Annotated in this window: 15 protein-coding genes and 1 tRNA gene; 11 read left to right on the top strand and 5 right to left on the bottom strand. The window is 67.8% G+C overall.

The genetic code is table 11. The annotated features are described in order from the left end of the window. Nucleotides 1-375: 375 nt before the first annotated feature. From HD841_RS07220 to HD841_RS07210, 3 genes are all read right to left on the bottom strand, one after another. On the bottom strand, nt 376-666 hold the full coding sequence (locus tag HD841_RS07220) for a hypothetical protein (protein ID WP_179508227.1): 291 nt from the start codon (nt 664-666) through the stop codon (nt 376-378). 76 nt (nt 667-742) lie between these two features. Beyond that, complete coding sequence (locus HD841_RS07215) at nt 743-2,857, bottom strand: prolyl oligopeptidase family serine peptidase (RefSeq protein WP_179508226.1); 2,115 nt, start codon at nt 2,855-2,857, stop codon at nt 743-745. A gap of 140 nt (nt 2,858-2,997) precedes the next feature. Continuing rightward, nucleotides 2,998-4,734 carry a DUF885 domain-containing protein gene (locus HD841_RS07210; RefSeq protein WP_179508225.1) on the bottom strand — a complete coding sequence of 579 codons (1,737 nt, stop codon included), beginning with the start codon at nt 4,732-4,734 and terminating at the stop codon, nt 2,998-3,000. A 143-nt stretch (nt 4,735-4,877) separates the two neighbouring features. On the opposite strand from HD841_RS07210, the gene HD841_RS07205 reads away from it, so the two are divergent. The 4 genes from HD841_RS07205 to HD841_RS07190 all read left to right on the top strand — a co-directional run bounded on the left by HD841_RS07205 (nt 4,878) and on the right by HD841_RS07190 (nt 10,642). Continuing rightward, the gene (locus tag HD841_RS07205) at nt 4,878-5,705 is read left to right on the top strand and encodes an alpha/beta fold hydrolase (RefSeq protein WP_179508224.1); all 828 of its coding nucleotides are present in this window, start codon (nt 4,878-4,880) and stop codon (nt 5,703-5,705) included. Between the two features lie 194 nt (nt 5,706-5,899). Then, the gene (gene acs / locus HD841_RS07200) at nt 5,900-7,837 is read left to right on the top strand and encodes an acetate--CoA ligase (RefSeq protein WP_179508223.1); all 1,938 of its coding nucleotides are present in this window, start codon (nt 5,900-5,902) and stop codon (nt 7,835-7,837) included. A 562-nt stretch (nt 7,838-8,399) separates the two neighbouring features. Continuing rightward, entirely contained in the window at nt 8,400-10,454 is a 2,055-nt protein-coding gene (locus HD841_RS07195) for a carbon starvation CstA family protein (RefSeq protein WP_179508222.1), read from the top strand. Then, the gene (locus tag HD841_RS07190) at nt 10,451-10,642 is read left to right on the top strand and encodes a YbdD/YjiX family protein (protein ID WP_179508221.1); all 192 of its coding nucleotides are present in this window, start codon (nt 10,451-10,453) and stop codon (nt 10,640-10,642) included. Before HD841_RS07195 ends, HD841_RS07190 begins: the two co-directional genes overlap by 4 nt. 213 nt (nt 10,643-10,855) lie before the next feature. Here the strand turns inward: HD841_RS07190 and HD841_RS07185 are convergent, their stop codons facing one another. Further along, a complete protein-coding gene (locus HD841_RS07185; RefSeq protein WP_179508220.1) occupies nt 10,856-11,299 on the bottom strand; it encodes a MarR family winged helix-turn-helix transcriptional regulator in 444 nt (147 codons plus the stop codon). An 84-nt stretch (nt 11,300-11,383) separates the two neighbouring features. Here HD841_RS07185 and HD841_RS07180 point away from each other — a divergent pair, with 84 nt between their 5' ends. The 4 genes from HD841_RS07180 to HD841_RS07165 all read left to right on the top strand — a co-directional run bounded on the left by HD841_RS07180 (nt 11,384) and on the right by HD841_RS07165 (nt 16,332). Next, nucleotides 11,384-12,562 (top strand): HlyD family secretion protein, encoded by a 1,179-nt coding sequence (locus HD841_RS07180; RefSeq protein ID WP_179508219.1) that lies wholly within the window; start codon nt 11,384-11,386, stop codon nt 12,560-12,562. Further along, nucleotides 12,559-14,133: an MDR family MFS transporter gene (locus HD841_RS07175; protein WP_179508218.1), complete on the top strand. Its 1,575-nt coding sequence runs from the start codon at nt 12,559-12,561 to the stop codon at nt 14,131-14,133. Before HD841_RS07180 ends, HD841_RS07175 begins: the two co-directional genes overlap by 4 nt. Nucleotides 14,134-14,137: 4 nt before the next feature. Next, nucleotides 14,138-15,589 carry an efflux transporter outer membrane subunit gene (locus HD841_RS07170; protein ID WP_179508217.1) on the top strand — a complete coding sequence of 484 codons (1,452 nt, stop codon included), beginning with the start codon at nt 14,138-14,140 and terminating at the stop codon, nt 15,587-15,589. Nucleotides 15,590-15,675: 86 nt separating this feature from the next. After that, entirely contained in the window at nt 15,676-16,332 is a 657-nt protein-coding gene (locus HD841_RS07165; RefSeq protein ID WP_179508216.1) for a GntR family transcriptional regulator, read from the top strand. A gap of 103 nt (nt 16,333-16,435) precedes the next feature. Here the strand turns inward: HD841_RS07165 and HD841_RS07160 are convergent. Continuing rightward, nucleotides 16,436-16,512, bottom strand: a tRNA-Pro gene (locus HD841_RS07160). A 204-nt stretch (nt 16,513-16,716) separates the two neighbouring features. Here HD841_RS07160 and yajC point away from each other — a divergent pair. From yajC to secF, 3 genes are read left to right on the top strand one after another with little or no spacing between them, the layout of a single operon-like run. Beyond that, the gene (gene yajC / locus HD841_RS07155; RefSeq protein ID WP_179508215.1) at nt 16,717-17,055 is read left to right on the top strand and encodes a preprotein translocase subunit YajC; all 339 of its coding nucleotides are present in this window, start codon (nt 16,717-16,719) and stop codon (nt 17,053-17,055) included. After that, entirely contained in the window at nt 17,055-18,653 is a 1,599-nt protein-coding gene (gene secD, locus HD841_RS07150; protein WP_179508214.1) for a protein translocase subunit SecD, read from the top strand. The genes yajC and secD overlap by 1 nt, the downstream gene beginning before the upstream one ends. Before the next feature lie 16 nt (nt 18,654-18,669). Further along, nucleotides 18,670-19,644: a protein translocase subunit SecF gene (gene secF / locus HD841_RS07145; protein ID WP_179508213.1), complete on the top strand. Its 975-nt coding sequence runs from the start codon at nt 18,670-18,672 to the stop codon at nt 19,642-19,644. The last annotated feature ends 2 nt before the right edge of the window (nt 19,645-19,646 follow it).

The following is a 19,646-nucleotide window of genomic DNA, read 5'->3' as shown; positions in this document are numbered from 1 at the left end:
TCCCCATCTTAGGAACGAAACGACGGGAACGGACTCGCTCGGCAAATTCCGTGACCAAGCGCCGCCCGTAAGCGGCCGTCGTCGGTGCGGCCTGAAGCCGCTTCACGGAAGATCGCCGCTGGCGCAGCACACATGAGCGGACCGAACCGGCGCCCTATCCGTGGCTGGTACATGCCGATCCATTGTGGAGGACGATCTGAAAGGCTGCGCAGCAAGCATGTGCCTCATGCTTTGAGCGACGCTCATCACGAGGACTGTACCCATCGGTCGTCTTCTACGTCGGGGTCCTGTCGCAAGCCGCACAGCTCAGACTACGACAGGCCCGTGGGATGGCGTGACGCCAATGCTGCGCGACGCGGGCGACGTGATGTCGATTTAGCGCAAGACGCCCGAGATGCCGCCGCTCGGCGAATCAAACAGCGACAGTGCGTACCGCATCAACCGTCCACTGTTTGTCATACCGCCCTCGGGCCCCGCGCCGGCCGGATTTGCCACTCTGGCGGGGCGGCGGGCGGACGGGCTGGTGCAGGTGCCGGTCAGGATCAACGGCGTCGTCATCGATGCGCGGATCGACACCGGTGCCACCATTTCGATCGGCAATCCGGCGGCACGGGCAGCCCTCGGGCTGGCGGCGGACGATCCCCGCTTGCAGGCCGACTGCGCCATTCGCGGCACCACCCGCCGCCCCCCCCCCCGCGCCGCCGCTACGCCCCCGGCCGGACCGGCCGGGGACACGGGCGGGCTATTGCGCCGGGCCGATCAGCTTCTGGGCGAAATAGGTCATCTGCAGCGCCTGGAGCCGGGCCCCCTGTTCGATGTCCGCGTCGCCCGAATGGCCGCCGGCGGTGTCCTCGTAGAACAGGTACGGCAGGCCGTAGTCCTTCAACCGCGCGGCGAACTTGCGGGCGTGCTGCGGCCCGACGCGATCGTCCTTGGTCGTCGTCCAGATATACGGCTCGGGATAGGCCACGCCCTTCTTGATGTTGTGATAGGGCGAGATCGTCGCGAGGAACGCCTTCTCCTCGGGCACCGTCACCGAGCCATATTCGTCGACCCAGGATGCGCCCGCCGCAATCTGTTCGTAGCGCAGCATGTCGAGCAGCGGCACCTGGATGGTCACCGCCTTCCACAGGTCGGGGTGCTGGTTGAACTCGACGCCCATCAGCAGCCCGCCGTTCGACCCGCCATAGATGCCGAGTTTCTGCGGACTGGTCAGCTTCCGCGCGATCAGGTCCTTCGCAACGCTCGCGAAATCGTCGTAGATCACCTGCCGCTTGGTCTTGCGGCCGGCGTCGTGCCATTTGGGGCCGAACTCGCCGCCGCCGCGGATGTTGGCGAGCACGTAGCTGCCGCCGCGCTCCAGCCACAATTTGCCGGTGATCGCCGAATAGCCCGGCAGCATCGGCACCTCGAACCCGCCATAAGCGGTCATGATCGTCGGCGTCGTGCCGTCGAGCGCGATGCCCTTCTTGTGGACGATGAAATAGGGCACCTTGGTGCCGTCGGTCGAGGTCGCCTCATGCTGTTCGACGACGAGGTTGCTCGCGTCGAACTTGGCCGGCAGCGTCTTGACCGGCTTGGCGGCGCTCGCCGTCGCCGCGTCGAGCGGCAGCAGCGTGGTCGGGGTCAGGAAGCCGGTGACGGTGAGATAGCCGTGGTTGCTCTTGTCGTCGGCGCTGGCGACGCCGAGCGAGACATTGTCGGGCAGCGCGATCGGCCGCGCCGTCCAGCCCGCCTTGCCGGGCGTGTAGACCGCCGCGCGGCCCCGGACATTGTCGTTGTAGATCAGGACGACATGGTCCCTCGTCGTCACCACCTCGTCGACCGACTGGCGCGGCGTCGGCGCGAACAGCACGATGGGCTTGATCGCATTGGCCTGCACGTCGGCGAGCGGCGCGGAGGCGACCGAGCCGGCGGTCACCGCGCCCCAGGGATCGCTGGTCTGGAACAGCACCTGTCCCGCCACCATGCCGACCGGGCTGGTCCGCGCGGGGATATCGAGCTTCTTGGTGCCCGCCGGGGTCCAGACGTGCGTCTCGCCGCCGAAGAAGGTGACGCGGCGCTCGATCGCGACCAGCCGGTTGCCCTGACCGTCGGTGATCACGCCGGCATAGGTGCCGAGCTGGTCGGTCGGCTGGCCGCGGAAGATCTCGCGGGCCGCGGCGAGCGGCTGGCCGCGCTTCACCATCTTGACCACGAACGGATAGCTGGACGCGGTCATCGTCCCCTCGCCCCAGTCGCGGCTGACCAGCAAAGTGTCCTTGTCGAGCCAGCTCGCGCCCTGCTTGGACTTGGGCAGCGCGAAACCGCCGTCGACGAAGCGGCCGGCGGCAAGGTCGAATTCGCGATAGCTGATCGCATCCTCGCCGCCCTCCGACAGCGCGACGAGGCACAGGCGCTCCTCGGGCTGGAGGCACGAGGCGCCCTTCCACACCCATTTCTTGCCCTCGGCCTTGGACAGCGCATCGAGGTCGAGCACAGTCGTCCAGTGCGGCTGCGGCTGGGCATAGTCCGCCTCGGTCGTCCAGCGCCAGATGCCCTGCGGATGATCGGCGTCGCGCCAGAAATTGTAGATGCGGCCGAACAGCTGGCTCGGCATCGGGATACGGTCCTTGGCGGAGGCGATCGCCAGCGCCTCGGCATAAAAGGTCCGGTAGCGCGGGTCGCCCTGTAGGCGCGGCAGCGTCCTGGCGTTCTCCGCCTCGACCCAGGCCAGCGGCTTGGCGCCGTCCTTGTCCTCGAGCCAGATATAGGGATCGGTGTCGGTGGTCGGCGTGCGCGTCATCGGGGCGTTCTGCGCGAGCGCGGGCGCGGCGGCAAGGATCGTGGAGGCGATCAGCAGCGTACGAAGGATCATCGGCGCGGTTTCTCCCTGTGGTGGACCGGTCTTGCCGGGCAAAGCGCCGCCGCGCAATCCGTCCGTGACCTCGCCGCCGGAGGCACGCCGGTCGCCGGCAGTCCACCCTCCCCCGCCGGAGCGAGGGAGGGCATGCGACCTCAGAACACCGCCCGCGCGGTCTCCTCGCCCATCATCCGCTGGCGGACGAGCGGGATCGCCGGGCCGCCATAGCTCAGGAACTGGTCGTGGAACGCCTTCCACGCCTTGCGGCCGCCGCGCGTTGCGGTCCAGTCGTCGCGCAGCTTGCGGATCATCAGCTTGCCGAGCGTGTAGTTGAGATACGCCGGGTCATAGGTGCCGCGCGCCGCCTGCTGGCGCGAATTGCCTTCGTCCTGATAGCATTGCTCGCGGAACATCTGGAGGCTCTGCTCCTGCGTCATGCCGCGCGCATGCAGGCCGATCGCCGACAGGAAGCGGCAGTCGCGTAGTAGCGCATTGCTGATCTGGCCGACGTGCGTCTCGGGATCGCCGTCGCCGAGCCCCGCTTCCCACATCATCTCCTCGGCATAATGCGCCCAGCCCTCGGCAAAGGCATAGCCGACGAAGATCCGCCCGAACATCGACTTGGAGCGATTGGCGTGCAGGAACTGGAGGAAATGGCCCGGCATCACCTCGTGCACCGAGGTGAACAGCAGATCCTTCTTGCCCGGGACGAAGGCGTCGCGCGTCTTCTTGTCCCACGCCGGATCGGGCGGCGAGATATAATAGACCGACGGCACGTTCTTCTCATACGGCCCGGCGGGGTCGATATAGGCCGAGTTCTGCCGGTTGTACGGCGGGCTCTCCTCAACCTTCGCCTCCTCGGTGCCGGGGATGGTGACCAGGTCCTTGGCAATCACGAACGCGCGCAGCGTCGGGATCTGGCGCCGTGCCTCCGCGACCGGGCCGTCGGCCGATTTGTTCGCATTCATCTTGTCGATACAGGCGGGGATCGTCTGCCCCGGCGCGAACTGCTTGCAGGCGGCGGCGAGCGCGTCCTGGTTGCGCTTGAGGTCGGCGCGACCCGCCGCCTCCAGCGTCGCGAGCGAAGTGTCGACGCCCTCGGTCGCGCGCACCATCCGCTGGAACCGATCGGCGCCGAGCGCGAAGCTGCCGGTCGCGGTGCCGCGCTGCGCATTGAGCCAGCTGCCGAGCTCGCGCATCGCCTTGCTCGCCGCCGCCGCCGACGTGGCGAGCTGCGCCTGCAACGTGGGATCGCGCACGTCGGCGAAGGCGGTCTTCGCGTCGCCGACATAATAATCCGCAAAGCCGTTGAACCCGGCGACGCCGTAATCGATGAACGAGCGCGGCATCGGCGTCTTCAGGTTGGCGCGGATCGCCTGCGCCGCCGCCGGCACCCGCCCGAAGAAGGCGATCAGCGCCTTCAGCCGAGTCGGCGCATCGGCATAGGGCCGCGCGATATAGACGTTGGGGTCGAGCCCGCCGCCGACATAATAGGCCGGGTTGGTATGCGGCTGGTCGGCATCCTCGAGCCAGAACAGCTTCCCCTCCGCGACGCGGATCAGATAGTCGCGCTCGAACCGCTCGTCGGGGCTGAGATCGGCATCGCCGAACGCGCGCGCACGATCGATCGCGTGGTGGAGGAAGGCGGACTGGCGTTGCAGGCCGGCGGCGCTCCAGTCGGGCAGCTGGCCGTCGAAATCATGCCGCCCCTGATAGACCGCATTGGCCGGATCGAGCTTGAACCAGCTTTCGACGAAGCCGTCACGGAATTGCGCGAAGCCGTTCGTCGGCGCCGGACGCGCCGCCGCGCTGTCGTTGGTTGCCGAGGGCGCGCCGCCCGAACAGCCCGCCACCGCGAGCGCGAGCAGCGATGCCGCCGCGAAGATACGCATAACCTGATCCCCTGATCCGTGTTTCGCTTCGTGTTTCGCGCGCGATGCTGGCAGCGGCGCGCCGCGAACGCCAGCCCGCGATGGCGAGGAACGGCCGGCGGTCCGCCACGTTGACCGCGCTGACATTACGAGAGGACGGTTTCATGCCCTACGTCAAGACGCGCGACGGCACCGACATTTACGTCAAGGACTGGGGATCGGGCCGCCCCGTCATCCTGCTGCACGGCTGGCCGCTGTCGGCGGACAGCTGGGACCCGCAGATGATGGCGCTCGCCGATGCCGGCTTCCGCGCCATCGCCTATGACCGCCGCGGCTTCGGCCGTTCCGGCCAGCCGTGGAGCGGCTATGACTATGACACGCTCGCCGACGATCTCGCCGACGTGATGGCGGCGACGGGCGCCGACAGCGAGGCGACGCTGGTCGGCTTCTCGATGGGCGGTGGCGAAGTCGCGCGCTACATGAGCCGCCACGGCGGCAAGGGCGTGATCGCCGCGGCGCTGGTCGCCTCGGTCGTGCCCTATATGCTGAAGACCGAGGACAATCCGCACGGCACGCCCGAGGAAAAGCTCGCCGAGATCGGCGCCAACATCCAGAAGGATCGCGCGCATTTCTTCCGCGACACCTTCTTCAAACAGTTCTTCGGCGTCGGCGTGATCAGCCATCCGGTCAGCGACGATCTGCTCGACTGGGCGACGACGACCGCGTTGCAGGCCGGGCTGAAGCCGACGCTCGCCTGCGCGGAGGCGTTCGGCCACACCGATTTCCGCCCCGACCTCGCCGCGTTCAACGTCCCGACGCTGATCATCCATGGCACGTCGGACCAGACGGTGCCGATCGATGCCGCCGGCCGTGCCGCCGCGGTGGGAATCGCGAACAGCCAGCTCGTCGAATATGACGGCGCGCCGCATGGCTTGTTCGCGACGCACGGCGATCGACTGACCAACGATCTGCTGACGTTCCTCGGGCGGTAACGCCGCGTCCGCCGGTCGCCTCCGCCTGTCGCGGCATCGTGCGCAACGATGCGCCGCGGCAGGCGCGGGGCGAACGGACCGGATCGACGGCCGAACGGCCTCTCGCGGCTGGCATCCTGCCCGCCGCTCCAGTATCGAACCCAGCGGGCGCCGCCCGGCGTCCGCGATATATAACCTTGGCGGGGATGCGTTGCGTGACCGATCCTGAAATCTATCCGATCACCGGCGATTGGACCAACGCCAGCCTGAACGCCAAGACGTATGAGGATCTCTACGAGGCGGCGGCGAGCAGCCCCGGCAGCTTCTGGCTGGATCAGGCGACCAAGCGCCTCGAATGGATCCGGACGCCGACGATCGGCGGCGACTGGTCGTTCGCCAAGGCCGACTTCCACATCAAATGGTTCGCCGACGGCCAGCTCAACGTCGCGACCAATTGCATCGACCGGCATCTCGCCAGGCGCGGCGACACGGTCGCGATCATCTGGGAACCGGACGAGCCCTCCGAAGAGCCGCGCCATATCACCTATCGCCAGTTGCACGACGAGGTCGGCCGCTTCGCCAACGTGCTCAAGGCGCAGGGCGTGGCCAAGGGCGACCGCGTCACCCTCTACATGCCGATGATCCCCGAGGCGGCCTATGCCGCGCTCGCCTGCGCCCGGATCGGCGCGATCCATTCGGTGGTGTTCGGCGGTTTCTCCGCCGATGCGCTCGCCGGCCGAATCGAGGATTGCGGGTCGAAGATCGTGATCACCGCCGACGAAGGCCGCCGCGGCGGCAAGCGGATCAAGCTGAAGGCGTGCGTCGACGAGGCGGCGGCCCGCGCGCCGACGCTGGAGAGGGTCATCGTCGTCAAGGCGACCGGGGCCGAGGTGGCGATGAGCGCGCGCGACGTCTGGTATCACGAGGCTGCCGCGAACGTCGGCACCGACTGTCCGGCGGAACCGATGGCGGCTGAGGACCCGTTGTTCATCCTCTACACCAGCGGGTCGACCGGCAAGCCGAAGGGCGTGCTGCACACCTCCGGCGGCTATCTGCTGTGGGCGGATTTCACCTTCAAGATCGCCTTCGACTACAAGCCGGGGCAGGTCTTCTGGTGCGCCGCCGACATCGGCTGGGTCACCGGCCATACCTATCTGCTCTACGGGCCGCTCTCGAACGGCGGCACGACGCTGATGTACGAGGGGCTGCCGACCTGGCCCGACGCAAGCCGCATCTGGCAGGTGGTCGATCGTCACAAGGTCCATACGCTGTTCACCGCCCCGACCGCGCTGCGCGCGCTGATGAAGGAGGGCGACGCCTTCGTCCGCCAGACCGACCGGTCGTCGCTCAAGCTGCTCGGTTCGGTCGGCGAGCCGATCAATCCGGAGGCGTGGCGCTGGTACCATGATGTCGTCGGCGAGGGCCGCGCGCCGATCGTCGACGCCTGGTGGCAGACCGAGACCGGCGGCATCATGATCGCCCCTTTGCCCGGCGCGGTGCCGATGAAGCCGGGTTCGGCGTCGAAGCCGCTGCCCGGCGTCGTGCCGCAGCTGGTCGACGACAAGGGCACGGTGCTGACCGGCCCGGCGCAGGGCAATCTGTGCATCACGCAGAGCTGGCCCGGCCAGATGCGCGGCGTCTGGGGCGACGACGAGCGCTTCTTCCAGACCTATTTCACCACCTACGAAGGCAAGTATTTCACCGGTGACGGCTGCCGCCGGGATGCGGACGGCTATTACTGGATCACCGGCCGGGTCGACGACGTCATCAACGTCTCGGGTCACCGCATGGGCACCGCCGAGGTCGAGAGCGCGCTGGTGCTGCACGAGGCGGTCGCCGAGGCGGCGGTCGTCGGCATGCCGCACGAGGTCAAGGGCCAGGGCATCTACGCCTATGTCACGCTCAACGCCGGCCGCGACGGCGACGAGGCGCTGCGCAGCGCGCTGGTGGCGTGGGTACGGCAGGAGATCGGGCCGATCGCCACGCCCGACAAGCTCCAGTTCGCCCCGGCGCTGCCCAAGACGCGCTCGGGCAAGATCATGCGCCGCATCCTGCGCAAGATCGCCGAGGGCGACATCACCGCGCTCGGCGACACCTCGACCCTCGCCGACCCGGCGGTCGTCGACGACCTGATCATCAACCGCGTCCCCTGACCCTCCGTCCTGACGGTAAAGGACGCTCACAACCAAGCGGTCTTATCGGCCCCACCCCCACCCAAGCCCACCCCGTCACCCCGGACTCGTTCCGGGGTCCACCCCGCGGCGAGGAGAAAGGCGCGATTGGAGCCGTTCCCCTGCGGCCGGGCGGATCCCGGCACGGGTCGAAACCACCACAAAACTACGCCAATGCTCCTGAGAGAGCAGCAGCTCAGGCGGAATAGACATCCAGCCCAATTCCTCCCCCGCCAGGGGGAGGTGGCATGCCGAAGGCATGACGGAGGGGGAGGACACGCATCCGAAGACGTCGCTTACCGCCCCCTCCGTCACGCCCTTCGGGCGCGCCACCTCCCCCTGGCGGGGGAGGAATTGCTCCAACCCTGCCTGGCCGGGCCAACCGGACCGACCACCGCAAGCCACCCGCACGCCCCAGCCGCCACCCGCCCAGCGCCCCATCCTTTCAAACAGGCCGTCACCCCGCCGCCCGCCCGCGGGGCGGAGCGGGTTGCCCTCGCCCGCCACCCCCATTAGGCACCCCGCCTGAAGGGAGCCCCGAGCAATGACCATCGCGAGCAGGATCGGCTGGATCGTCGTGGCGCTGATCGGCGCCGGTGCCCTGGCGGTGATCGCCACCGCACGCGGCGAGGCGGTTAACGCGGTGTGGATCGTCGTTGCGGCGGTCTCGGTCTATCTCATCGCCTACCGCTTCTACTCGCTCTACCTCGCCAAGGTCGTCGTCGGCATCGATCCCGCGCGCCCCACTCCGGCGCAGCGCCATCCCGACGGGCTCGACTTCGTCCCGACCGACCGGCGCGTGCTGTTCGGCCACCATTTCGCCGCCATCGCCGGTGCCGGGCCGCTGGTCGGGCCGGTGCTCGCCGCGCAGATGGGGTATCTGCCCGGCATGCTGTGGATCCTCGCCGGGGTGGTGCTCGCCGGTGCGGTGCAGGACTTCATGGTGCTGTTCCTGTCGATGCGCCGCGACGGTCGCTCGCTCGGCGAGCTGATCCGCATGGAGATGGGCGCGGTGCCGGGGACGATCGCCCTGTTCGGGGCGTTCATGATCATGGTCATCATCCTGGCGGTGCTCGCGCTGATCGTCGTGCGGGCGCTGGCGGGCAGCCCCTGGGGCCTCTTCACCGTCGCGGCGACGATCCCGCTCGCGATCCTCATGGGCATCTACACCCGCTGGGTGCGGCCGGGCCGGATCGGCGAGGTGTCGCTGCTCGGCCTCGTCGGGCTGATCCTCGCGATCGTCTACGGACAGGATGTCGCCGCCTCCGCCAGCCTCGCGCCGTGGTTCACCTATACGCCGGTGCAGCTGTGCTGGATCCTGATCGGCTATGGCGCGGTCGCGGCGCTGCTGCCGGTGTGGCTGCTGCTCGCGCCGCGTGATTACCTCTCGACCTTCCTCAAGATCGGCGCGATCGCCGCGCTGGCGATCGGCATCGTCGTCGTCGCGCCACCGATGCGCATGCCGGCGCTGACCCGGTTCGTCGACGGCAGCGGCCCGGTCTGGTCGGGCTCGCTCTTCCCCTTCCTGTTCATCACCATCGCCTGCGGCGCCGTGTCGGGCTTCCACGCGCTGATCGCCAGCGGCACCACGCCCAAGCTGATCGCCAGCGAGGGCGATGCCCGCTTCATCGGCTATGGCGCGATGCTGATGGAAAGCTTCGTCGCGATCATGGCGCTGGTCGGCGCGTCGATCATCGATCCCGGCGTATATTTCGCGATGAACAGCCCCGCGGCGATCGTCGGCACCGATCCGGCCAGCGCGGCGGCGGCGGTGACCGCGATGGGCTTCCCGATCACGCCCGCGGCGATCGCCGCCACCGCCAGCGACGTCGGCGAGACGACGATCATCAGCCGCGCCGGCGGCGCGCCGACGCTGGCGGTCGGCATGGCGCAGATCTTCAGCCACCTCGTCGGCGGCCGCGCGATGATGGCCTTTTGGTACCATTTCGCGATTCTCTTCGAGGCGCTTTTCATCCTGACCGCCGTCGACGCCGGCACCCGCGCCGGGCGCTTCATGTTGCAGGACCTGATCGGCCTCGCGATACCACGGTTCCGCAACTCGACATCGCTCATTCCCGGGCTGATCGGGACTGCGCTGTGCGTCGCCACCTGGGGCTTCTTCCTCTACCAGGGGGTCACCGACCCGCTCGGCGGGGTGAACACCCTCTGGCCGCTGTTCGGCATTTCCAACCAGATGCTCGCCGCGGTCGCGCTGGTGCTCGCCACCGTCGTGCTGTTCCGGATGAAGCGCGAACGTTATGCCTGGGTGACGGTGCTGCCTGCGGCGTGGCTGGTGCTGTGCACGGTAACCGCGAGCCTGCTCAAGCTGTTCTCGGCGGATCCCAAGGTCGGCTTCCTCGCGCACGCCCGCCGCTTCGCCGACGCGGCGGCACGCGGCGAGACACTCGCCCCGGCCAAGTCGGTCGCTGAGATGGGTCGGATCGTGATGAACGACCGGATCGACGCGCTGCTCTGTGCGCTGTTCCTCGCGGTGGTTGTATCGATCATCGGCTACGGCATCCGCACGTGCCTGCTCGCGCGGCGCCTCGACCACCCGAGCACCAGCGAGCTTCCCGCATGCGCGGTAGCGGCGGAATGACCATCAAGGCGATCCTGCGCGGGCTTGCCGACACGGGGCGGCTGATGGTCGGGGTGCCGTGCTACCGCACCTATGTCGACCATATGACGGCAGCCCATCCCGATCAGCCGGTGATGAGCGAGGCCGCCTTCTTCCGCAACCGGCAGGACGCGCGGTATGGCGGACGCAACGGCGGCCGTTGCTGCTGACGCAGTCGCCCGCGTCACGACCGCCGGGCGGCTCAGCCCAGCAGGGCGAACGTCACCGCGCAGATCGACAAGGCCGCACCGCTCGCGCAGCATAGAATGCCAAATCCGCATTGGCACAAGGTCGGTTGATACCGGTCCATAGCACCTCTCCTATCCGTCGCTCTTCCGGCGACGTGGAGAGGCTAACACAGGCCGATCCGGATGCAATAGGCCTCAGCGGCGCGGGCGCGCCTCTTCCGCGTCGAGCGCCGCCGACAAGGTTGCTAACATGCCGGAAAGCGTCGCGCGCTCCTCTGCCGTGAGTGCGCCGAACACCCCGCGGATCAGCTCCTGGCGCAGTGGTTCGGTCTCGCCGATCACCCGGCGCCCCTCCTCGGTGATCGACACCTGTTTGACCCGTCGGTCACGCTCGTCCGGCGTACGCAGCACCAGTCCGTCCCGCTCCAGCCCATCGATCGCCTCGGTCACCGTGCGCGGCGCATAATCGAAGAAGTCGGCGATGTCCGCCGCCCGCGCCGGCCCCCGCTTGTTGAGGAACAGCAGCAGCTTGGTACGTGCCAGCGATGCGCCCTGCTCCGCCATGCGCTGGTTCATCAGCCGCTGCATCCGCAGGAAAAGCCGAAACAGGTCGGCGGCAAGGGGTTCGCAATCAGTCATATGTGAGGACCCTCATTAAATGGTCTTGCACAATGCTGCAAGTGCGAGCATCACAGCGCCGATCAAAGCAAGAAGATGAAGCTGATGACCGAAAACGAGCAAAATCGGGATGATAGCGCCGAATCGCAGGGCGAATCGGATCAGGCGCCGGGCAAGCCCTCACCGCTGAAGAACCCGCGGGTGCGCATCATCCTGTTGATCGTGCTCGCGGTGGCGGTGATCGGCGGCGTCCTCTGGTACGTGCGCTACCAGAGCGTCGGCAAATACATGCAGGGCACCGACGACGCCTATATCCAGGCCGACGCGGTGACGATCTCGCCCAAGGTTTCCGGCTATGTCGACAAGGTGTTTGTCGCCGACAACCAATATGTGAAGGCCGGCACTCCGCTCGTCCAGATCGATGCCCGCGACTATCGCGCGCAAGCCGCGCAGGTCGAGGCGCAGATCGATGTGGCGCGCGCCAATGCCGAGGGCGTGCGCGCGCAGATCCACGAGCAGCAGGCGGCGATCGACAAGGCGCGGTCCGACCTTGCCGCCGCCCGCAGCGATGCCGCCTTCGCGCATGCCGAGGTCGTCCGCTATCAGCCGCTCGCCGCCTCGGGCGCAGAAACGCGCGAGAAGCTCTCGCAGCTGCAGAACCAGGCGCGTCAGGCGGATGCGCAGGTCGCCGCCGCGCAGGCGGCGCTGACCAGCGCGACGCGCCGCGTCGGCACGCTCCAGGCGCAGGTGCAGCAGGCGCAGGCACAGGGCGAGGCGAGCCGCGCCCAGCTCGCTGCCGCCCAGGTGAATGTCGGGGCGACCATCCTGCGCGCGAGCATCGACGGTCGGGTCGGCGACAAGACCGTGCGCATCGGCCAGTTCGCCCAGGCGGGCACGCGGCTGATGTCGATCGTTCCGGTCCAGCAGCTCTACGTCGAGGCCAATTTCAAGGAGACGCAGCTCGGCCTGATGCGGGTCGGTCAGCCGGTCACGCTGGAAGTCGACGCACTGCCCGGTGTGGAAATCCACGGCCGTGTCGAGAGCGTGTCCCCCGGTACCGGCGCGCAATTCTCGCTGCTGCCGCCGCAGAATGCGACCGGCAACTTCACCAAGATCGTCCAGCGCGTGCCGGTTCGCATCGCGCTCGATGCCGGCCCGGAGACCCGCAAGCTGCTCGTCGCCGGCATGTCGGTCGATGTGACGGTCGACACCCGCTCGGCCAAGGGCAGCGTCAAGCGCATCCGCGACGAGCAGGATCAGCACAACGAGCGGCGCGGCCGATGAGCGCCGCTGCCGCCCCTTCGGCCGCGGCTGGGCGGGCGCGGACCGGAACGCCCGAGCGCGCCGACCTTGCCGCCTGGCTGGCGGTCGCCGCGGGCAGCCTCGGCGCGCTGATGGCGACGCTCGACATCTCGATCGTCAACTCGGCGCTGCCGGTGATCCAGGGCGAGATCGGCGCGAGCGGCACCGAGGGCACTTGGATCGCCACCTCGTATCTCGTCGCCGAGATCATCATCATCCCGCTGTCCGCATGGCTGGAAAGGGTGCTCGGCCTGCGCACTTTCCTGCTGATCGCCTCGATGCTGTTCACCGCGTTTTCGGTAGTCTGCGGCCTGTCGACGACGCTGACGATGATGATCATCGGCCGCGCCGGCCAGGGCATTACCGGCGGCGCGCTGATCCCCACGGCGATGACGATCATCGCGACGCGCCTGCCGCGTTCGCAGCAGCCGATCGGTACCGCCCTGTTCGGCGTCACCGCGATCCTCGGCCCCGTGCTCGGACCGCTGATCGGCGGTTATCTGACCGAGAACGTCAGCTGGCATTACGCCTTCTTCCTCAACGTGCCGGTGGGCGCGGTGCTGCTCGTATTGCTGCTCGTCGGCCTGCCCCACCAGAAGCCGCACCTCAAGGAACTGCTCAAGGCCGACTGGCTCGGCATCGCCGGGCTGGCGCTCGGGCTCGGCGGGCTGACCGTCGTGCTCGAGGAGGGGCAGCGCGAGCAATGGTTCCAGTCGGCGCTGATCATCAAGCTGACCGCGCTCACCGTCTTCGGTCTGGCGATGCTGTTCGCCGGCCAGTTCATCGCCGAAAAGCCGGTGGTCAAGCTGCGCCTGCTGATCGACCGCCAGTTCGGCAGCGTCGCGATCATGGGCCTCGTGCTCGGCATGGTGCTGTACGGCAGCAGTTACGTCATCCCGCAGTTCCTCGCCGCCATCGCCGATTACAATGCGCTGCAATCGGGCAAGGTCGTGCTGCTCAGCGGCATCCCCAGCCTGTTGATGATGCCGCTGGTGCCGCTGATGATCCGTCATCTCGATATCCGCATCGCGGTCGCCTCCGGCCTGCTGCTGATGGCGCTCAGTTGCCATCTCGACACGACGCTGACCGCAGAGTCGGTTGGCAGCGCCTTCACCGATTCGCAGCTGTTGCGCGGCGTCGGGACGATCCTGGGCTTCGTCTTCCTCAATCAGGCGGCGATCGCCTCGGTCCGGCCCGAGGAGGCCGGCGACGCGGCCGGGCTGTTCAGCGCCGCCCGCAACATCGGCGGCTCATTCGCGCTCGCCGGAATTGCGACGTTGCAGGATCAGCGCAGCTATCTGCACAGCCGGCGCATCGACGAGGTGCTCAACGCCAATTCGGTCGCGTTGCAGGACTATCTCGCGGGCACGGCGCGCGCATTGGGCGATAGCGCCACCGCGATCCAGTCGCTCGGCGGCACGATCCAGCGCGAGGCGCTGGTGATGACCTATAACGATTTGTTCTGGCTCCTGTCGGTCGGCATCTGTTGTGTCGTGCCGCTCGTCCTGTTCCTCCGCCCGCTGCCGCAGGGCGGCCCCGTGGCGATGCATTGAGGCGATGATGCACCTTCTCCGCTCCCCTTCCCTGCTGCTGCTGCCGCTGCTCGCGCTCGGCGCCTGCACGGTCGGCCCGAACTATGCCGGACCGCCCAGGACCCTGGCCGACAGCGCAGGGCCGGCGACCTTCAAGCGTGGCGGCGCACTTGCCTCGCCGACGGCGCCGGGCGTTGCCGCCTGGTGGACACAGCTCAACGATCCGCTGCTCACCGAACTGGAATCACAGGCACTCGCTGCCAATCCCAATATCGCGGTGGCAACGGCGCGGCTGCGGCAGGCGCGCGCCGCGCTGCGGCTGGAGCGGGCCAACCAGGCGCCGAGCGCCAATGCCTCTGCCACCTATCTGCACGCGCGCATTCCCGGGTTCGACTTCGGCGGCAACGGCAATGGCGGTGACACGGGGGCCAGCGCGGTCGACGTCTACAACGTCGGCTTCGACGCGAGCTGGGAGGTCGATCTGTTCGGCGGTCGCCGCCGCTCGGTCGAGGCGTCGCGTGCGCAGGAACAGGCCGCCGAGGCGAATGTCGCCGATGCGCAGGTCAGCCTCACCGCCGATGTCGCCCAGGCCTATGTCAACTTGCGCGATGTCCAGCGCCGCATCGCGCTGTCGCGGGACGCGGTGCAGATGCAGCAGCAGATGCTCGAGCTGACGCAACAGCGCTTCACGCGCGGCGCAGCATCCGACCTCGATGTCGAGCGGCTCCGCGGTCAGGTGGAGGCGACGAACGGCCAGATCCTGCCGCTGCAGGCGGAGCTGGAAAGCTACCTCAACGCGCTCGCCGTACTGACCGGCCAGGAGCCGGGTGCGCTCGACGCCCGCCTCACCCCGGCCGCCCCGGTGCCGTTGCCGCCCGCGCTGGTCGCCGTCGGCGATCCCGCCGCGCTGCTCCAGCGCCGGCCTGACATCCGCGCCGCCGAGCGTCAGCTGGCGCAGCGTACCGCCCAGATCGGGGTCGCGGACGCGGCACGCTTCCCGCGGCTCAACATCCTTGGACTGATCGGGCTCGGTGGGACCAAGCTGTCCGACATCAGCCCGGACAAGCTGGTCGGGCTCGCCGCGCCGATGCTGCAATGGAATTTCCTCGATTTCGGCCGCAACCGCGCGCGGATCAACCAGGCCGAGGGGCTGCGCGACGAGGCGGCGGCGCAATATCGCGGCGCCGTGCTGAGCGCGCTGAAGGATGCCGAGGACGCGCTCTCGCGCTTCGGGCATCGCCGCGAAACGGTCGCCAGCCTGCTGCGCAGCAAGGCCAGCGCCGACCGCGCCGCCGACCTGATGCAGCAGCGCTTCCGCGCCGGCACCGCGACGCTGATCGACACGCTCGATGCCGAACGGCAGCGCGTCTCCGCGGAGCAGAACCTGTCGGCCGGCACCGCCGGGCTGACCGGCGACTTCATCGCCCTTCAGAAAGCGCTCGGGCTCGGCTGGGGCGCGGTGCCGCCCGCGGCGTAATCGACTGCGCAATATGTTGATCTTACAGCCACATTCTGGAAGAGGACCGTATACGCGCCGCGTTCCTTGCGCTGGGAAATGAGCCGATGAGCATCGTCGTACGGACCCTGTCCGACCAAGTTTTCGAAATCGTCCGCGAGCGGATCGTCGACGGGTCAATCCGCGCCGAGGCGCCGATCCGCCAGGACGCGCTGGCTGCCGAACTGGGGGTCAGCAAGATCCCGCTGCGCGAGGCGCTCGTGCGGCTCGAACATGAGGGGCTGATCCACAGCCAGGCGAACCGCGGCTATGCGGTCCGCGCGCTGTCGGCGGAGCAGGCCGACGAAATCTATGCGCTCCGCCTGGCGATCGAGCCACGTGCCGCGGCGATCGGCGCCGCGGAGGCCGACGATGACGACCGGAGCCATGCCACCAAGTCTCTCGTCGCGCTCGAAGAGGCGCGCGATGCCGCGCCGACCGAGGTCGCGGTGCGTCACCGCCGTTTCCACGTCGCTTTGGTCCGGCCGGGCGACCGGATGCTGACGACGCAGTTGATCGAGCGGCTGGCGATGCTGGCCGAACGCTATGTCATCGCGCATCTGGAACCCGCCGGCCGGTTCGCCCGCGCCGATCGCGAACATCGCGACCTGCTGACGGCGTGGCTGGACGGCGACGGTGCGACGGTCGAACAGTTGATGATCCAGCATCTCGAGCTGACCCGCGCCGATCTCGACGCCGAATTGCAGCATCTGCGCAACGCATGAAGGCGGCGCGGCGGTCGCCGCGCGCGCCGCTGGTCCTATAAAGCTGTCATGGAATGGAGATCCGCTTAGGATCGATCCGGCCGCTCGCTCCGAGCGGATGAAATGGTCGGGGCGACAGGATTCGAACCTGCGACCCCCACACCCCCAGTGTGATGCGCTACCAGGCTGCGCTACGCCCCGACCGAGGGACCGTCGGCGCAAGGCCTTCGATCCCGGAGCGGGGCCTGTAGGCGGGTCCGCCGGGGGATGCAAGCGGCCTTTATCGTTGCCGCGCCGGGAAGAGCCGTTGCAGCGGCGCAACATTGCGCGCTGCCCTGACCGATGCTAGCGCGCGGATATCTTGTGCGGAGGATTTCCCCCGCCGATCAGCCATGCACGGATCCGATGTTCATCTCTCCAGCCTATGCACAGACCGCCGGCGGCGCCGCTGAATCCGGCGGCTACGCCCAGCTTATCAGCTTCGCGCCGCTGCTGCTCATCTTCATCGTCTTCTACTTCCTGATGATTCGCCCGCAGCAGGCGCGGATGAAGGCGCTGCAACAGGCGGTCGCCGCGGTGAAGAAGGGCGACAGCGTCGTCACGGCCGGCGGCGTCGTCGGCAAGGTCACGCGGGTCGAGGACAATTTCGTCGAGGTCGAGATCGCACCCAACACCCGCATCCGCGTGGTCAAGGCGACGCTGGCCGAGGTGACCGGCCTCAACACGAAGCCGGCGAACGACTGATGCTCGACTTCCCGCGCTGGAAGGTAGTCTCGATCTGGGCAGTGCTCGCGCTGCTCTGCGCGCTGGCCATCCCGACGTTCCTGCCCGAATCGACAACGGCGAACTGGCCGTTCCACCCGCGCGTCAACAAGGGGCTCGACCTCGCCGGCGGCAGCTATCTGATGCTCGAGGCGGATACGCAGGACCTGGCGAACACGCGGATCGAAGCTCTGCGCGAGCAGATCCAGGGCACGATGCGCAACGGCACGCCGCGGATCGAGATCGGTGAAATCTCGACGCGCAACAACCAGATCAGCTTCATGCTGCGCGATCCCAGCCAGGTCGACGCGGCGCGCGAGCGGCTGCTCGGCATCACCGGCGGCGGTGCCGGCATGACCGGCCAGCGCGAATGGGACATCCAGGTCGTCGATTCGAGCCGCTTCGTACTGTCCCCGACGCAGGCCGGCCTGCAGCAGGCGATCAAGACGGCCATGGAGGACGCCACCAACGTCGTCCGCAAGCGTATCGACGAACTCGGTACGCGTGAGCCGACGATCGTCCGGCAGGGCGACAATCGCATCCTCGTGCAGGTTCCGGGCTTGCAGAACCCGCAGGCGCTCAAGGATCTGCTCGGCAAGACGGCCCGGCTCGAGTTCAAGCTGGTCGATACCACCGCCAATCCGGCCGATCTGCTCAAGGGCATCGCCCCGGTCGGCAGCCAGGTGCTGCCGTACCCCGGCAATCCCTCCGGCATTCCGTTCATCGCGGTGAAGCGGTCGGTCATCATCTCGGGCGACCAATTGGCGGATTCGCGTCAGGCGTTCGATCAGCAGACCAACCAGCCCAACGTGCAGATCACGTTCAATGCGGCCGGCGGCAACCGTTTCGCTCGCGTCACGCAGCAGAACACCGGCAAGCCGTTCGCGATGATCATCGACAACAAGGTGATCTCGGCCCCCAACATCAACGAACCGATCCTCGGCGGCAACGCTGTCATCAACGGTGGCTTCACCGTCGAGAGCGCCAACCAGCTCGCGATCGCGCTGCGCTCGGGCAAGCTGCCGGTCGCTCTCAAGGTCATCGAGGAATCGACCGTCGGCCCCGATCTCGGCGCAGACTCCATCCGAGCCGGCATTCTCGCCTGTTCGGTCGCGGTGGCGCTGGTCGTCGCCTTCATGTTCCTGACCTACGGCCGGTTCGGGCTCTATGCGAACATCGCTGTCGTCATCAACGTGTTCGTCATCCTCGGCGTGCTCGCGCTGCTCAACGGTACGCTGACGCTTCCCGGCATTGCCGGCTTCGTGCTGACGATCGGTACCGCGGTCGATGCCAACGTGCTGATCAACGAGCGTATTCGCGAAGAGCGCCGGCGCGGACGCACGGTCGTCCAGGCTGTCGAACTCGGTTACAAGGAAGCGAGCCGCACCATCTTCGAGGCCAATATGACGCATGCCATTTCCGGCATCATCATGTTCGCGCTGGGCTCCGGCCCGGTCAAGGGCTTCGCGGTCGTGCTGCTGATCGGTATCGCCACCTCGGTCTTCACCGCCGTCACCTTCACGCGCATGCTCGTCGCGCAGTGGATTCGGCGCGAGAAGCCCAAGACGATCAACATTTGAGGCGAAAGGCCAGAACATGCGCCTCCTGAAAATCGTACCCGACAATACGAACATCGACTTCGTCCGCCTGCGCGGCTGGGCGTTCGGACTGACGCTGCTGCTCAGCGTGATCGCGATCGGCATCACCGGCCTCAAGGGGCTGAACTTCGGCGTCGATTTCGTCGGCGGCCTGATGATCGAGGAGAAATTCCCGAGCCAGCCCGATCAGGACAAGGTGCGGACGGTCATCGATCGCCTCGGCGTCGGCGATGCGTCGCTGCAGCAATTTGGCGACCCGAAGACCTTGACGATCCGCCTCCCCGTCCAGGAAGGCGCCGATGAGGGAGCGACCAACGCCGTCGTCAAGAAGGTCGAGACCGCGCTGGCGCAGGCGTTTCCCGGCGCCACCTTCAGCCGTTACTCGACCGTGTCGGGCAAGGTGTCGGGCGAGCTGATCCAGCACGGCGTCCTTGCCGTGGTGCTCGCGGTGCTCGGCATCGGCCTGTTCGCGATCCTGCGCTTCGAATGGCAGTTCGGCGTCTCCACGATCGTCGCCATCGTCCACGATCTGCTGATGACCGTGGGCTTCTTCGCGCTGACTCAGTTCGAGTTCGATCTGAACATCATCGCGGCGGTGCTTACCATCATCGGCTATTCGATCAACGACAAGATCGTCATCGACGATCGCATCCGCGAGAACATGCGCCGCTATCGCAAGATGGATATGCGCGAGATCATCAACCTGTCGGTCAACGAGACGCTGCCGCGTACCGTCATGACCTCGGTGACGATCCTGCTCGCGCTGATTGCGATGCTGCTGCTCGGCGGCCACGTGCTGCGCGGCTTCACCGCAGCGATGATCCTCGGTATTGTCGTCGGCACTTATTCGTCGATCTACGTGTCGTCGTCGCTGCTCATCACGCTCGGCCTGCGCGCCGAGCCGACCGGCGGCGAGAAGCCGGCGCGCGGCGTGACGGACAATGCGGAGCGCGTCGCCCCGCGCGAGCGCTGAGC

This window comes from Sphingomonas melonis (assembly GCF_013409985.1).
In the GTDB taxonomy this organism is placed as follows: domain Bacteria; phylum Pseudomonadota; class Alphaproteobacteria; order Sphingomonadales; family Sphingomonadaceae; genus Sphingomonas; species Sphingomonas melonis_A.
This window is presented reverse-complemented; position numbering and strand designations above follow the sequence as displayed.

Excerpts from the sequence above, each read along its gene's own strand:
- HD841_RS07165 (WP_179508216.1), top strand. The coding sequence starts at position 15,676 with ATGAGCATCGTCGTACGGACCCTGTCCGACCAAGTTTTCGAAATCGTC.
- HD841_RS07215 (WP_179508226.1), bottom strand. The coding sequence starts at position 2,857 with ATGATCCTTCGTACGCTGCTGATCGCCTCCACGATCCTTGCCGCCGCG.
- HD841_RS07175 (WP_179508218.1), top strand. The coding sequence starts at position 12,559 with ATGAGCGCCGCTGCCGCCCCTTCGGCCGCGGCTGGGCGGGCGCGGACC.
- HD841_RS07220 (WP_179508227.1), bottom strand. The coding sequence starts at position 666 with ATGGCGCAGTCGGCCTGCAAGCGGGGATCGTCCGCCGCCAGCCCGAGG.
- HD841_RS07195 (WP_179508222.1), top strand. The coding sequence starts at position 8,400 with ATGACCATCGCGAGCAGGATCGGCTGGATCGTCGTGGCGCTGATCGGC.
- HD841_RS07185 (WP_179508220.1), bottom strand. The coding sequence starts at position 11,299 with ATGACTGATTGCGAACCCCTTGCCGCCGACCTGTTTCGGCTTTTCCTG.
- yajC (WP_179508215.1), top strand. The coding sequence starts at position 16,717 with ATGTTCATCTCTCCAGCCTATGCACAGACCGCCGGCGGCGCCGCTGAA.
- secD (WP_179508214.1), top strand. The coding sequence starts at position 17,055 with ATGCTCGACTTCCCGCGCTGGAAGGTAGTCTCGATCTGGGCAGTGCTC.
- HD841_RS07210 (WP_179508225.1), bottom strand. The coding sequence starts at position 4,734 with ATGCGTATCTTCGCGGCGGCATCGCTGCTCGCGCTCGCGGTGGCGGGC.
- secF (WP_179508213.1), top strand. The coding sequence starts at position 18,670 with ATGCGCCTCCTGAAAATCGTACCCGACAATACGAACATCGACTTCGTC.
- HD841_RS07180 (WP_179508219.1), top strand. The coding sequence starts at position 11,384 with ATGACCGAAAACGAGCAAAATCGGGATGATAGCGCCGAATCGCAGGGC.
- HD841_RS07170 (WP_179508217.1), top strand. The coding sequence starts at position 14,138 with ATGATGCACCTTCTCCGCTCCCCTTCCCTGCTGCTGCTGCCGCTGCTC.
- HD841_RS07205 (WP_179508224.1), top strand. The coding sequence starts at position 4,878 with ATGCCCTACGTCAAGACGCGCGACGGCACCGACATTTACGTCAAGGAC.
- HD841_RS07190 (WP_179508221.1), top strand. The coding sequence starts at position 10,451 with ATGACCATCAAGGCGATCCTGCGCGGGCTTGCCGACACGGGGCGGCTG.